Source organism: Streptomyces sp. NPDC093801 (genome assembly GCF_040701585.1).
GTDB lineage: Bacteria > Actinomycetota > Actinomycetes > Streptomycetales > Streptomycetaceae > Streptomyces.
This window is the reverse complement of sequence record NZ_JBFBDP010000009.1, coordinates 168,074-182,372: the sequence shown is the minus strand read 5'-3', so window position 1 is coordinate 182,372 and position 14,299 is coordinate 168,074. Positions and strand designations below refer to the sequence as shown.

General features: G+C 73.9%; 9 protein-coding genes. 4 read left to right on the top strand and 5 right to left on the bottom strand.

Annotation, left to right across the window (positions count from 1 at the left end; genetic code table 11):
• Window positions 1–31: 31 nt before the first annotated feature.
• From AB0469_RS12635 to AB0469_RS12625, 3 genes are all read right to left on the bottom strand, one after another.
• Window positions 32–1,264, bottom strand: a complete 1,233-nt coding sequence (locus tag AB0469_RS12635) for a branched-chain amino acid ABC transporter substrate-binding protein (protein ID WP_366451321.1) — start codon at window positions 1,262–1,264, stop codon at window positions 32–34.
• A gap of 1,086 nt (window positions 1,265–2,350) precedes the next feature.
• Window positions 2,351–2,815 carry a hotdog fold thioesterase gene (locus tag AB0469_RS12630; RefSeq protein ID WP_366451320.1) on the bottom strand — a complete coding sequence of 155 codons (465 nt, stop codon included), beginning with the start codon at window positions 2,813–2,815 and terminating at the stop codon, window positions 2,351–2,353.
• Window positions 2,816–2,869: 54 nt separating this feature from the next.
• Window positions 2,870–5,140 (bottom strand): FdhF/YdeP family oxidoreductase, encoded by a 2,271-nt coding sequence (locus AB0469_RS12625; protein ID WP_366451318.1) that lies wholly within the window; start codon window positions 5,138–5,140, stop codon window positions 2,870–2,872.
• A 104-nt stretch (window positions 5,141–5,244) separates the two neighbouring features.
• Between AB0469_RS12625 and polA the strand changes: the two genes are divergently transcribed.
• On the top strand, window positions 5,245–7,965 hold the full coding sequence (polA, locus tag AB0469_RS12620) for a DNA polymerase I (protein WP_366451317.1): 2,721 nt from the start codon (window positions 5,245–5,247) through the stop codon (window positions 7,963–7,965).
• Between the two features lie 32 nt (window positions 7,966–7,997).
• Here polA and AB0469_RS12615 read toward each other — a convergent pair whose 3' ends face one another.
• Window positions 7,998–8,855, bottom strand: a complete 858-nt coding sequence (locus AB0469_RS12615) for a DUF4184 family protein (protein WP_366451315.1) — start codon at window positions 8,853–8,855, stop codon at window positions 7,998–8,000.
• A 155-nt stretch (window positions 8,856–9,010) separates the two neighbouring features.
• On the opposite strand from AB0469_RS12615, the gene AB0469_RS12610 reads away from it, so the two are divergent.
• From AB0469_RS12610 to AB0469_RS12600, 3 genes are all read left to right on the top strand, one after another.
• Window positions 9,011–10,252, top strand: a complete 1,242-nt coding sequence (locus AB0469_RS12610; RefSeq protein WP_366451314.1) for a lytic murein transglycosylase — start codon at window positions 9,011–9,013, stop codon at window positions 10,250–10,252.
• A 237-nt stretch (window positions 10,253–10,489) separates the two neighbouring features.
• Window positions 10,490–10,633: an SPW_0924 family protein gene (locus AB0469_RS12605; protein ID WP_366451312.1), complete on the top strand. Its 144-nt coding sequence runs from the start codon at window positions 10,490–10,492 to the stop codon at window positions 10,631–10,633.
• 12 nt (window positions 10,634–10,645) lie between these two features.
• Window positions 10,646–11,623 (top strand): DUF3068 domain-containing protein, encoded by a 978-nt coding sequence (locus AB0469_RS12600; protein ID WP_366451311.1) that lies wholly within the window; start codon window positions 10,646–10,648, stop codon window positions 11,621–11,623.
• Here the strand turns inward: AB0469_RS12600 and AB0469_RS12595 are convergent.
• Window positions 11,610–14,297, bottom strand: a complete 2,688-nt coding sequence (locus tag AB0469_RS12595) for an ATP-dependent helicase C-terminal domain-containing protein (protein ID WP_366451310.1) — start codon at window positions 14,295–14,297, stop codon at window positions 11,610–11,612. The two genes, AB0469_RS12600 and AB0469_RS12595, sit on opposite strands and share 14 nt — an antisense overlap.
• Window positions 14,298–14,299: the final 2 nt, after the last annotated feature.

Below are 14,299 nucleotides of genomic sequence, written 5' to 3'. Positions count from 1 at the left end.
GAGGGGGTTGTGCCAGGGGACTGGCGGAGGGTCAGCCGGCGAGGGTGCCGGACTCGACGGTCTTGAAGTCGTCGCCGTCGACCTTGTAGACGGTGAGCTGCTTGTTGGTGGCGTCGCCGAACTCGTCGAAGGAGACCTTGCCGGTCACGCCGTCGAAGCTGACGCCCTGGACGGCCTCGAGGACCTTGGCGCGGGCGTCGGAGGGGAGCTTGCCGTTGTTGGCGTCGACGACCTTCTTGACGGCCTCGATGACGGCCCAGGCGGAGTCGTACGAGTAGCCGCCGTAGGCGGAGTAGTCGTCCTTGTAGCCGGCCTTCTTGTAGTTGTCGATGAACTCCTTGGCGGAGGGCAGGCTCTCGACGGGGGCGCCGACGGAGGTGCAGAGGTCGCCCTGGGCGCTGTCGCCGGCGAGCTCGACGTACTTCTTGTCCTTCATGCCGTCGCCGCCGACGAGCGGGATGTTGGTGCCGGAGGCCTTGATCTGCTTGCTGAGCGGGCCGGCCGCGGGGTACTCGCCGCCGTAGTAGACGACGTCGGCGCCCGAGCTCTTGACCTGGGTCACGATCGCGGAGAAGTCCTTGCTCTCCGGGTCGATGTGGCCCTCGCCGGCGACCTGGCCGCCGAGCTTGGTGAACTCGCCCTTGAAGGTTCCGGCGAGGCCGGCGCCGTAGGTCTTCTTGTCGTCGATGATGAAGACCTTCTTCTTGCCGGCCTTGTTGAAGAGGTACTGCGCCGCGTAGGGGCCCTGGATGGCGTCCGTGGTGGCGGTGCGGAAGTAGCTCTTGTAGGTGCGGCTCTTCTGGCCCTCGGCCCACTTGGGGCCCTGGGTCAGGGAGGGGCTGGTGTTGGCCGGCGAGATCTGGGTGAGCTTGGCGTCGTCGAAGACCTTCTGCATGGCTTCGGAGACGGAGGAGTTGAGCGGGCCGACGACGCCGAGGACGTCCTTGTTGGCCGTGAGCTTGGTGGCGTTCTGCTGGCCGGAGGAGGCCTGGGCCTGGTCGTCGAGGGCTTCGACCTTGAAGGTGACGCCCTTGACGTACTTCTTCTCGTTGGCCTGCTTGGCGGCGAGGTCGGCGGAGTTCTTGATGCCGAGGCCGAGGGCGGAGAGGTCGCCCGTCAGCGGGGCGTCGACGCCGATGACGACCGTGGTGCCGCCGTCGCCGCCGGCGGAGCCGCCGTTGTCGTTGCGCGAGCCGCAGGCGGTGAGGGTGAGAGCGCCCGCGGCGAGGGCGGCGGTCACGGCGATGAGCTGACGAGAGCGCACAAGCAGTCCTTTCCTGGCGCCGCGTCCCCCGTGGGACGCGTCGAGTCGAACGCGGGGAACCGAACTGAGGAAATCCGGCGGGTCGCGGTAACTGGCCGTGACTCTAGGCGGCTCATCGGGGGATATGGAGGGCTGAGGCCAATGATGTGACTCTCTTGTTATGCCACGGCGTAATACATAGCGGATGTGTGCGGGTGGAACGGGGGAATTCAGGCCGGTTCGTCTTGTCCGGATGCTGAGATGCGGCAGGACCATGTGGCCATTTGGGTCCTGACACGCCAGGACTCTAGGGGTTTTTGGTCATGACGGCGCCGCGGAGGCCTCGTCTCGGCCTTCGGGACATGCCCTGGTCAGTGCGACGGAAAGATCCCTGGCATATCGGTCACCGGGGATGTAACTGTGATCCTCTTTCTGGAATCCATTACTCAGGGTTACTTCCAGGAATGGCAGTCCGGAATTCCGTGCTACATGCACGCAGTCTTTCGTCCGAATCAGCACGAGGAGCTCGCGGACTTCCCCCGCCGCGACCGCGGCCGGGAGGGATGGCCGGATCGTCACGCTCAGGGCCGGTGACGGCTGATCGATCCGCTCCACCGAGACCGCAGGTCCGGACGAGGTCCGCACACGGACAGTGAACGCGAAGGCGGCCCCGTCGGGGGCCGGCTCCACCGGATCCCCGTAGGTGAGGGAGAGGGTCTGGGAGGGGGCGGGCGGCGGCGCCGGAGGCGGCGGCGGTGCGGGGCGGGTGGCCTGGATCCGCAGGGCGGCGGCGGCCAGGACGGTCACCGAGGCGGCGGTCAGGACGGCGCGGCGGTGGCGGGCGCAGAAGGCGCGCGGGCGGCCGCTCCAGCGGGGAGGAGGGGGCCCGTGGGGCCGCGTGCGGGCGTCCTCGCGGGCCCAGGTGCCCTCACCGGGCTCCAGGGGGCCTATGCCCCCGCCGCTCACCGCGGGCCGCCGGGGAGGGGCGTGATGCGCCGAGGCGCCGGTCCGGTTCCCATGCGGGAACGCTAGACCGGCGCCGGGGGCCGCACAACGGCCCGTCCCGTCCCCGTCGTCGGGGCTCCGTGTCGTCCTCGCAGCCGGAGGTCAGGACTCCGTGTCGCGCAGGAGGCAGGTGAGGCGGGCGGTGCAGACGCGGCGGTCCTGCTCGTCGGCGATGACGATCTCGTACGTGGCGGTGGAGCGGCCCCGGTGGACGGGGGTGGCGGTGCCCGTGACGATCCCCTCGCGGGCGCCCCGGTGGTGGGTGCAGTTGAGGTCGACGCCGACGGCGATCTTCCTGCTGCCGCCGTGCAGCATGGCGCCGACCGAGCCGAGGGTCTCGGCCAGGACGGCGGAGGCGCCGCCGTGCAGCAGTCCGTAGGGCTGGGTGTTGCCCTTGACCGGCATCGTGGCCACGACGCGGTCGGCGGAGGCCTCCAGGATCCTGATCTCCATGCGTTCGCCGAGGGCGCCCGCCGAGAACAGGGCGGGCAGGTCTATGCCCAGGGCCGCGTACTCGTCGAGGACTTCCTGGGGGAACTTCACGGCGTGCTGCTGCTCGTCGGCCATGGGCCTGCTCCGTTCGTCAACGATCGTTAACCATCTGGTCCTGGGGTGGTTCTATCAGGCCGGTTCGAAGCGCACGACGACGGACTTGCTGGCGGGGGTGTTGCTGGTGTCGGCGGTGGAGTCGAGGGGGACCAGGACGTTGGTCTCCGGGTAGTAGGCGGCGGCGCAGCCGCGTGCGGTGGGGTAGTGGACGACGCGGAAGCCGGGGGCGCGGCGCTCGACGCCGTCCTTCCACTCGCCGACGAGGTCGGTGTAGGAGCCGTCGGCGAGGCCGAGCTCGGCGGCGTCGTCGGGGTGGACCATGACGACCCGGCGTCCGCCGGTGATGCCGCGGTAGCGGTCGTCGAGCCCGTAGATGGTGGTGTTGTACTGGTCGTGGCTGCGCAGGGTCTGCAGGAGCAGGCGCCCGGCGGGGACCTCGGGGTACTCGACGGGGGCGGCGGTGAAGTTCGCCTTGCCGGTCTTGGTGGGGAAGCGGCGTTCGTCGCGGGGGGCGTGGGGCAGCTGGAAGCCGCCGGGGCGGGCGACGCGGGCGTTGAAGTCCTCGAAGCCGGGGACGACGCGGGCGATGCGGTCGCGGATGACGGCGTAGTCGCGCTCGAAGTCCTCCCAGGGGGTCTTCGAGGCGGCGCCGAGGACGGCGCGGGCCGTGCGGGCGACGATGGCGGGCTCGGAGAGCAGGTGCGGGGAGGCGGGGGCGAGGTTGCCGCGGGAGGCGTGGACCATGCCCATGGAGTCCTCGACGGTGACGAACTGCTTGCCGCCCGCCTGGACGTCCTTGTCGGTGCGGCCGAGGGTGGGCAGGATCAGCGCGCGCCGGCCGGTGACGGCGTGGGAGCGGTTGAGCTTGGTCGAGACGTGGACGGTCAGGGAGGCCCGTCGCACCGCGGCCTCGGTGACGTCGGTGTCGGGGGTGGCGCCGACGAAGTTGCCGCCCATGGCGAAGAACACCTTGGCCCGCCCGTCGCGCAGGGCCTCGATGGCGCGGACGACGTCGTAGCCGTGGGCGCGCGGCGAGGTGATCCCGAATTCGCGGTCGAGGGCGTCGAGGAAGGCGGGTGCGGGGCGTTCGAAGATGCCCATGGTGCGGTCGCCCTGGACGTTGGAGTGGCCGCGGACGGGGCAGACGCCGGCGCCGGGGCGTCCGATGTTGCCGCGCAGGAGGAGGAGGTTGACGACCTCGCGGATGGTGGCGACGGCGTGCTTGTGCTGGGTGAGGCCCATGGCCCAGCAGACGATGGTGCGCTTCGAGGCGAGGACCATCGCGAGGGCGCGTTCGATCTCGGGGCGGGTGAGGCCGGTGGCCTTGAGGGTCTCGTCCCAGCCGGCGTCGCGGGCGGCGGCCGCGAGCTCCTCGTAGCCGTGGGTGTGCTCGCGGATGAAGTCCTCGTCGGTGGCCCCGTCCGTCTCGATGACGAGCTTGTTCAGGAGGCGGAAGAGGGCCTGGTCGCCGCCGATGCGGATCTGGAGGAACAGGTCGCTGAGGGGGGTGCCCCTGAGCATGCCGAGGGGGGTCTGCGGGTTCTTGAACCGCTCGGTGCCGGCCTCGGGCAGCGGGTTCACCGAGATGATCTTCGCGCCGGAGGTCTTGGCCTTCTCCAGGGCGGAGAGCATGCGGGGGTGGTTGGTGCCCGGGTTCTGGCCGGCGACGATGATCAGGTCGGCCTGGTGGAGGTCTTCGAGGGAGACGCTGCCCTTGCCGATGCCGATGGTCTCGACGAGCGCCGAGCCGGAGGACTCGTGGCACATGTTGGAGCAGTCCGGCAGGTTGTTGGTGCCGAACTCGCGGGCGAAGAGCTGGAAGAGGAACGCGGCCTCGTTGCTCGTGCGGCCGGAGGTGTAGAAGACGGCCTCGTCGGGGGAGGAGAGGGCCTTCAGCTCCTCGGCGATGATCTCGAAGGCCCGCTCCCAGGCGACCGGCTCGTAGCGGTCGCCGCCCTCGGGCAGGTACATCGGGTGGGTGATGCGGCCCTGCTGGCCCAGCCAGTAGCCGGAGCGCTCGGCGAGCTCGGCCAGGGGGTGCTCGGCGAAGAAGGCGGGGGTGACGCGGCGCAGGGTGGCCTCTTCGGCGACGGCCTTGGCGCCGTTCTCGCAGAACTCGGCGGTGTGCCGCTTGTCGCCCTCGGGCCAGGCGCAGCCGGGGCAGTCGAAGCCGTTCTTCTGGTTGACCTTCAGGAGGGTCTGCGCGGTGCGGAGCACGCCCATCTGGTCGTTCGCGATCTTGAGGGTGTGGCCGATGGCGGGCAGGCCGGCCGCGGCGCGCCGAGGGGGTCCGACGTGCGGAGCGTCCTGTACCGGATCACCTGCGGGCGGCTTGGTGGCCATGTCGCTCCCCTTCGAGCTGTCTGCGCGTATCCCCCCGATCCTGTCACGCTCCGCCGACATCGCCGACGACGGATTTGTCACTGCGGGCGCCTAGGATCGGGAGCGTGGCAGAGACAGCATCGAAGAAGACCGAGCAGACGACCGCAGCGGACCGTCCCCGCCTGATGCTCATGGACGGGCACTCCCTGGCGTACCGGGCGTTCTTCGCGCTGCCGGCGGAGAACTTCACGACGGCGACGGGCCAGCCGACCAATGCCATCTACGGCTTCGCGTCGATGCTGGCGAACACGCTGCGCGACGAGGCGCCCACGCACTTCGCGGTGGCGTTCGACGTGTCCCGCAAGACCTGGCGCTCGACGGAGTTCCCCGAGTACAAGGCGAACCGCTCCAAGACCCCCGACGAGTTCAAGGGGCAGGTCGAGCTGATCGGCGAGCTCCTGGACGCGATGAAGGTGCCGCGGTTCGCGGTCGAGGGCTTCGAGGCCGACGACGTGATCGCGACGCTGGCGACGCAGGCGGAGGCCCTCGGCTTCGAGGTGCTGATCGTCACCGGCGACCGGGACTCCTTCCAGCTGGTCTCCGAGCACACGACCGTGCTGTACCCGACGAAGGGCGTCTCGGAGCTGACCCGGTTCACGCCGGAGAAGGTCGTGGAGAAGTACGGGCTCACCCCGCGCCAGTACCCGGACTTCGCGGCGCTGCGCGGCGACCCGTCCGACAACCTGCCGGGCATCCCGGGCGTCGGCGAGAAGACGGCCGCGAAGTGGATCAACCAGTTCGGTTCGTTCGCGGAGCTGGTGGAGCGCGCCGAGGAGGTCAAGGGCAAGGCCGGCCAGAACTTCCGCGACCACCTGGAGGCCGTGAAGCTCAACCGGGTCCTGACCGAGATGGTCAAGGACGTGGAGCTGCCGAAGACCCCCGCCGACCTGGGCCGCGCCCCCTACGACCGCTCCGCGGTCACGGGCGTGCTGGACGTGCTGGAGATCCGCAACGCCTCGCTGCGCGAGCGGCTTCTGGCCGTGGACCCGGGCGCCGCCGGGGAGGAGGCGCCGGCTCCGGCGGCCGGTGTGGAGCTGGACGGTTCGGTGCTGGGTGCGGGTGAGCTCGCGCCCTGGCTCGCGGCGCACGCGGGAGGCCCCCTCGGCGTCTCCACCGTGGACAGCTGGGCGCTGGGCCAGGGCAGCGTCGCCGAGGTGGCGCTGGCCGCGGCGGGCGGTGCGGCCGCCTGGTTCGACCCGTCCGCGCTGGACGAGGCGGACGACAAGGCCTTCGCCGCGTGGGCGGCCGACGCCTCCGCGCCGAAGGTGGTGCACAACGCCAAGGGCCTGATGCGGGTCTTCCCGGAGCACGGCTGGACCCTGGCGGGCGTCGTCATGGACACCGCGCTGGCCGCCTACCTGGTCAAGCCGGGCCGGCGCTCCTTCGCGCTGGACGTGCTGTCGGTGGAGTACCTGGGCCGCGAGCTCCAGCCGCCGGCCGCCGACGGGCAGCTGGCCTTCGGCGCGGACGAGACCGCCGAGGCGGACGCGCTGATGGCGCAGGCCCGCGCGGTCCTGGACCTGGGCGGCGCGTTCACCGCGAAGCTGCCCGAGGTCGGCGCCGTGGACCTGCTGCACGACATGGAGCTGCCCACCTCCGAGCTGCTGGCGCGCCTGGAGCGGGCCGGCATCGCCGCCGACCGGGACCACCTGGAGGGCATGGAGCAGCAGTTCGCCGGCGCCGTGCAGCAGGCGGTGAAGGAGGCGCACGCGGCCGTCGGGCACGAGTTCAACCTCGGCTCGCCCAAGCAGCTCCAGGAGGTGTTCTTCGGCGAGCTGGACCTGCCGAAGACGAAGAAGACCAAGACCGGGTACACGACGGACGCCGACGCGCTGGCCTGGCTGGCCACGCAGACCGACCACGAACTCCCGGTGATCATGCTGCGCCACCGGGAGCAGGCCAAGCTGCGGGTGACCGTGGAGGGCCTGGTCAAGTCGATCGCCGCCGACGGCCGGGTGCACACCAGCTTCAGCCAGACCACCGCCGCCACGGGCCGTCTGTCGTCCACGGACCCCAACCTGCAGAACGTGCCGGTGCGCACGGACGAGGGCCGGGCCATCCGCCGGGGCTTCGTCGTCGGCGAGGGCTACGAGTCGCTGATGACGGCCGACTACAGCCAGATCGAGCTGCGGGTCATGGCCCACCTCTCCGAGGACGAGGGCCTGATCGAGGCCTTCAACTCCGGTGAGGACCTGCACACCACGGTCGCCTCCCAGGTGTTCGGGGTGGAGCGCTCCCAGGTCGACGCCGAGATGCGCCGCAAGATCAAGGCCATGTCCTACGGCCTGGCGTACGGGCTCTCCGCCTTCGGTCTCGCCCAGCAGCTGAACATCGAGCCCGCCGAGGCGCGCGGCCTGATGGAGACCTTCTTCGAGCGGTTCGGCGGGGTCCGCGACTACCTCCAGCGCGTGGTGGACGAGGCCCGGGCCACCGGCTACACGGCGACGGTCTTCGGGCGCCGCCGCTACCTGCCCGACCTCAACAGCGACAACCGCCAGCGCCGCGAGGCCGCCGAGCGGATGGCGCTGAACGCCCCGATCCAGGGCACCGCCGCCGACATCGTCAAGGTCGCGATGCTCCGTGTGGACAGGGCCCTGGCCGAGGCCGGGCTGGCCTCGCGGATGCTGCTCCAGGTCCACGACGAAATCGTCCTGGAGATCGCTCCCGGCGAGCGGGAGCGCGTCGAGGAGCTGGTGCGCCGGGAGATGGGCGCGGCCGTGGAGCTGCGGGCCCCGCTGGACGTGTCCGTGGGCGTCGGCGGCGACTGGGAGTCCGCCGCGCACTGACCCCGCCCGTACGCCCGCGCGCCCGTCCCCGCCTACGCGGCGGGGACGGGCGTCCGCGTTTCCCGGTCCGGGCGGGGGCGGTCCCGGTCGCGGCGCCGTCGCAGCCGCACCAGGGCCCCGTAGAGCAGCAGGCCGACCACGAGGCCGCCGCCGGCTCCGAAGCAGAGGGTCGGGATGATGTCGAGGGGGCTGCGGATCCGGTCGTAGAAGGTGAAGAAGCGCAGCATCCGGAGCGTGGTCCCGGCCGCCACGCACGCGCCGACCAGGAGCAGTGCCCCCCACCGCTCCGCCCGGCCGAGCGCCGGCACCGACGGCGGCACGGGCCGGGCCGGCAGCCGGCGCAGGGCGCTGACGGTGAACCAGAGCAGGGCGCAGGCGGCGGCCGCGGAGGTGCCGTACTGGAGGAAGGTGTACGCCGGCAGGCCGAGGGCGAGGGGCCGGCCCAGCCACGGCAGCGCGTCCGTCCCCCAGCGGTGCCCGTGGGTGAAGCTGTCCCACACCACGTGGGTGAGCGAGCCGGCGACCGCCGAGAGGTAGAAGCGGAGCGCGAGCGCGGAGGGCCGCAGGCCGTGCCAGGGCTCGCCGCGGACGAGGGCGTGGACGCGGCCCCGCCAGGACTGCGGCAGCAGCGCGACCAGCGGCTCGCGCAGCAGCAGCCAGCACGCGGCGAGCAGGGCGGTGAGGACGGCGTCCGCGGTGACCACGCCCGTCAGCGAGTGCGTGAACCGGCCGTAGCCCATGACGCCGCCGACGACCGCGTCCGCGAAGAAGAAGGAGTCCGGCGCGAACGATCCCAGCACCAGCGCCGAGGCGACCAGCGGCCCCCGCGCACGCCCCGTGCGGCGGATGGCCGGAAGTACGGCAGCCGCATGGCTGAGAGTGAACGGCACGGGACCTCCCCGGGGTGTGGATGTCGGGACAGTATGCGTGACCTGCGCAGGCACGTGGGGATGTGGTGAATGTCGGGACCGTAGTGCGTGCCGTGTGCAGGGAGTTGACGTAGGGTCACGCGGACGTTCGGACGTCCAGTGGAGGGGACCCGCTCATGTCGGCACGAATATTCGGACGCGGCCTGCGCCGGGGCGCGGCCGCGGCACTGGTATCGGCACTGGTGGCCGCCGCGATGACGGCCTCCCAGGGGCCCGCGGTCGCGGGCCCCGAGCGGATCGCGGCGGCCGGGGAGGACGCCGCCCGCCCGCCCGTCGCCGCACCGGGCTCCGGCGGGGACTCGTCCTACTTCACCGAACTGCCGCCGCTGGACAGCCCCGCACCGCCGGCCGCCCTCCTGCCGGACGGCGGGGCCGCGGCCGCCGGCGGGCGGCCGGAGCCCGCGCCCGCACCGGAGGCCGCGCAGCCGGCGGGGGAGGGCGCACAGGGCATACCGGCCAGCGTGCTCGCCGCGTACCGCGGGGCCGAGCGGCGGGTGGGGGCGGACGACCCCGGGTGCGGGCTGCGCTGGGAGCTGCTCGCGGCGATCGGCAAGGTCGAGTCGGGGCAGGCCGGCGGCGGCCGGGTCGACGCGAACGGGACCACCCTGCGGCCGATCCTGGGCCCCGTGCTCGACGGCAACGGCTTCGCGAACATCCCCGACACCGACGGCGGGGCCTACGACGGCGACGCCCGCCACGACCGGGCCGTCGGCCCGATGCAGTTCATCCCCTCCACCTGGGCCGCCTGGGGCCAGGACGGCAACGGCGACGGCCGGCGCGACCCCAACAACGTCCATGACGCGGCCCTGGCGGCCGGACGCTACCTGTGCGCGGGCAGCCGCGACCTGAGGACCGGCGCCGGCCTGGACCGGGCCGTGCTCTCCTACAACCAGTCCGCGGAGTACCTGCGGACGGTGCGGTCCTGGTTCGCGTACTACCTCAGGGGCGCGCACGAGGTCCCGGACGGCACCGGCCCGGGCCCGCTGCCCGCCCCCGGCACGCCGAGCCCGAAGCCGACGCCGACGCCGAGCCCGACGCCGAGCCCGAAGCCGACGCCGAGCCCCACCCCCACGCCGAGCCCCACGCCCACCCCCACGCCGACGCCGAGCCCCACACCCACGCCGACCCCGAAGCCGACGCCGAGCCCCACGCCCACCCCGACCCCGAAGCCGACCCCCACGCCGAGCGGGACGCCGGGCCCCACGCCCACGCCGGGCGGGACCCCGGGCCCGTCCGCTTCCCCGAAGCCGACGGCCGCCCCCCGGCCGACGGCCTCGCCCTCGGCCCCCGCCCCGTCCGTCTCCGCCCCGGCCTCCGCCTCCGCCTCCGCGAAGGCGACTTCCCCCGCCGCTCCTTAGGGCCTGTCGTCACACTCCCGTCCGCCCTGCGGCGCATGGCACGCGCTCGCGCGGCACGCCGAGAGCACGCACCATGCGCCGCGGGGCCGCCCCGCGGGCGGCGCCGGGACTCGGACGACAGGGCCTGGGCCGCCGCGCGGGGGTCCGGCCCGGACGGTTCCCGACGGTTCTCATCTGACCCCCGCGTTGCTACGGTACGCCTCCCTGACGACCCATCAGATCCAGGGAGGCCCCGCCGTGCGCGCACTCGTCGCCGCCGCCATCGGGCTGGCCGCCGCACTGGCCCTCGTCCTCGCCGTCACGGCGTTCGGGGTGCCCGAAGGCAGGACCTCGCCCAAGCCCCTGCTCACCACCGCGCCCCCCGCGCCCGGACAGGAGTAAGGAGGTCCGGCCGTGCGACGCAGAGCGAGCCTCGTCCTGCTGGCCCTCGCCGTGTTCTGCGCAGCCCTCGCACCGCTGCTGCGCTGGTACGCGTACCCCCGCCTGGCCAAGATCCCGCCGAACCAGTACCAGGCGGTCGTCCTGGAGGCCAAGGACGCCACCCTCCTCGACTACACCGGCGGCATGCAGCCCAGGAAGGTCGACAAGGTCACCATCGTCCAGACCCTCAAGGGCGACGTCGAGGCCTCCCGCGAGATCGAGGCCGACGCGGGCAAGGACGTCGTCGTCTGGGACACGCTCACCTACATCATCGGCCCGGACGGCAAGATGGTCTCCCGGATCCCCGAGCGCTACATCTTCGACGCCCACACCCAGGACCCCGTGCACGCCACCGGCGAGACGGTCGACGGCGACCCCGTCAAACGCGAGGGCATCGAGTTCAAGTGGCCCTTCTTCACCGAGCCGCGCGACTACCTCTACTTCGACGCGCAGACCCGGACCTCCTCGCCGATCCACTACGTCGGCCCCCGCACCTACCGGGGCATGGACGTCTACTACTTCGAGCAGACCGTCCCCTGGACCAAGGTCCCCATGCCCAAGAAGATGCCGATCGAGGGCATCGACCCGGCGACCATCGAGCAGACCACCGGGACCACCCTCTGGTACACGGCCGAGGTCCGCTTCTGGGTCGACCCGGTCACCGGCGCGCCCGTCAACGCCGAGCAGGACATCCGGCAGGAGATGCGCGGCGGCATCGCGGCCGGTGCCCCCGAGGGGCGGCTCACCGCCTTCGCCGGGCACGTGACGATGCGCGAGGACTACGCGGAGCACACCCGCGCCCTCGTCGCCGCCAACCGTACGAAGATCCTCGCGCTCCACACCTACGCCCCGGCCGGCCTCGCCCTCGGCGGCCTGGCCCTCTTCGCGGCCGCCCTCTGGCTGGAGGCCCGGGGCCGCCGGGTCCAGGCCTCCCCGGTCAGCGGCCCCTGAGCCGGGCGTTGGTGTGGCGGGTGGGCTCGGCCGTCGCCGGGTCCTCCGGCCACGGGTGCTTCGGGTAGCGCCCGCGCAGCTCGGCGCGCACCGCGCGGTAGCCGCCCTGCCAGAAGGAGGCCAGGTCGGCGGTGACGGCGGCGGGCCGCCCGGCGGGCGACAGCAGGTGCACGAGGACCGGCACACCCGCCACCCGGGGCGTCTGCGCCAGTCCGAACAGCTCCTGGAGCTTCACCGCCAGCACCGGCTGCTCGCCCGTGTAGTCCACGCGGATCCGGGAGCCGCTCGGCACCTCGATCCGCTCCGGGGCCAGCTCGTCGAGCCGGACCGCCTCGCCGGTGGCCCAGGGCAGCAGCCGGTTCAGGGCCTGCCCGGCGTCGATCCGGCCCAGGTCGCCGCGGCGCCGGGCCCGCGACAGCTCCGGCTCCAGCCAGTCGTCCGCCCGCTCCAGCAGCGCCGCGTCGTCCGCCACGTCGGGCCAGGCGCCGCCGAGCGTACGGTGCAGGAAGCCGAGGCGGGCGCGGAGCGCCACCGCGTCGGGGGACCAGCGCAGCAGGCCGAGCCCCTCGCCGCGCAGCCCGTCCAGCAGGGCGGCCCGCACCAGCGCCGGGTCGGGATCCCGCAGCGGCCGGACCACCAGCTCGATCGCCCCGAGCCGCTCGGCAGCCCGCGCGACCACGTCACCGTCCTCCCAGCGCACCTCCTCGCCCGAGGCCAGCAGGTGCGCGGCGGCGGCCCTGGCGGTCTCCTCGTCCAGGACGGCGGCCAGCCGCACCCGTGCGGACGCGGAATGCGGGGCCCGGTCGGCGACGGCCACCGCCAGCCAGTCCGCTTGCCGCAGCGAGGACCCCTCCGCGAGCTCGGCCCCGGTCCCGGAGACCATCAGGAAGGACCCCGAGCCCTTGGCCCGAGCCACCCGCTCGGGAAACGCCAGCGCCGCGACGAGCCCGGCGGCACGGTCGTCGGACGGGGCGGCGCGGCCGCCGCCGGAGGAGGGATCCGCCACCCGCCCTCCGCCCGTTCCCCGGGGCTGCGCCCCGGACCCCCCGGAGGCTCCGCCCCCAGACCCTTCCCCAGCCGAATCCAGCCCCTCCGGCGTTCGAGGAGCGGGGTCCGGGACGGAGCCCCGCGCGGCGGCGCCGACGCCGGACCCGCCGACGGCGGCGGGGGCTTCGGCCTCCACCGCCCGCCGCAGGCGGCCCGCCTCCGCCCGCCAGCGGGCCGCGTACGCGTCCTCCCCCCGCCGGGCCCGCCGCCACGCGGCGGCCAGGTCGTCCCCGTACTCCCGCGGGGCCTCCTCGCTCAGCAGCGCCACCAGCTCCGCCGCCCGCCGCGCGCCCAGCGCACCGGCGCCGTCCAGCAGCGCCCGCGCCGGCCGCGGGTGCAGGCCCAGACGGGCCATCCGCAGCCCGCGCGCGGTCGGCCGGCCGGCCGCGTCCACCGCGCCGACGGCCGACAGCACCTCCCGGGCCGCGGCCATCGCCCCGGCCGGCGGCGGGTCCAGCAGCGCGAGCCCCGACGCGTCCGGGTCGCCCCAGCAGGCGGCCTGGAGCGCGAACGGCGCCAGGTCCGCGATCCTGATCTCGGGGGAGGGGAAGGCCGGCAGCCGCCCGTCCTCCGCCTCCGCCCAGCACCGGTACACCACGCCCGGCGCCTCCCGCCCGGCCCGGCCCGCCCGCTGGCGGCCCGCCGCCCGGGAGGCGCGTACGGTCGCCAGCGCGCCCAGCCCCCGGGCATGGTCCACCCGCGGCTCGCGGGCCAGCCCCGAGTCCACGACCACCCGGACGCCCGGCACGGTCAGGCTCGACTCCGCGACCGACGTCGACAGGATCACCCGCCGGTGCGCCGACGCCGTCAGCGCCGCGTCCTGCACCGCGGCGGCCGCCCGGCCGTGGACCTGGAGCACCTCCGCGTCCACCCTGCCCAGCTGCCCGGCGACCCGGGCGATCTCGCCGACACCGGGCAGGAAGCACAGCACGTCGCCGGAACGTTCCGCCAGTGCCCGGCGCACCACCGAGGCCACGTGCGCCAGCTGCGCCGGATCCACCCGCATCCCGTGCGGCGGCCGCACCGGCCGGGCGGGCGGCGCCCACACCGTCTCCACCGGGTACGAGACCCCCGCGGCCTCCACCACGGGCGCGTCCCCCAGCAGCCGGGCCCAGCCGGCCGCGTCGGTCGTCGCCGAGGCCGCGACCAGCCGCAGCTCCGGGCGCAGGGCCGCGCGGACGTCCAGCAGGAAGGCGGCGACGGTGTCGGCGTCCAGGTGCCGCTCGTGGCACTCGTCCAGGACCACCACGTCCACGCCGGCCAGCTCCTGGTCGCGCTGGAGCCGCTGGAGCAGCACGCCGGTGGTCACCACCTCCACGACGGTGGAGCGCCCGGCGAGCCGCTCCCCGCGCACGGTGAAGCCCACCGAGTCCCCGACGGCCTCGCCCAGCAGCCAGGCCATCCGCCGGGCCGCCGCCCGGGCGGCGATCCGCCGGGGCTCGGCGACCACCACCCGGCGCCGCGGGCCCCCGCCGACCAGCCCGGCCAGCACCAGCGGGACCAGCGTGGTCTTGCCCGTGCCCGGCGGGGCGCACAGCACGGCCGCGCCGTGGCCGTCCAGGGCCCGGGTGAGGGCCGGCAGGGCTTGGCGTACGGGGAGGGCGTCGAGGGCGGACCGGCGGATCAAGG

What these genes read in the sequence shown, in the direction of transcription:
- AB0469_RS12630 (WP_366451320.1), bottom strand. Translation starts at nt 2,815, where the DNA reads ATGGCCGACGAGCAGCAGCACGCCGTGAAGTTCCCCCAGGAAGTCCTC.
- AB0469_RS12610 (WP_366451314.1), top strand. Translation starts at nt 9,011, where the DNA reads ATGTCGGCACGAATATTCGGACGCGGCCTGCGCCGGGGCGCGGCCGCG.
- AB0469_RS12625 (WP_366451318.1), bottom strand. Translation starts at nt 5,140, where the DNA reads ATGGCCACCAAGCCGCCCGCAGGTGATCCGGTACAGGACGCTCCGCAC.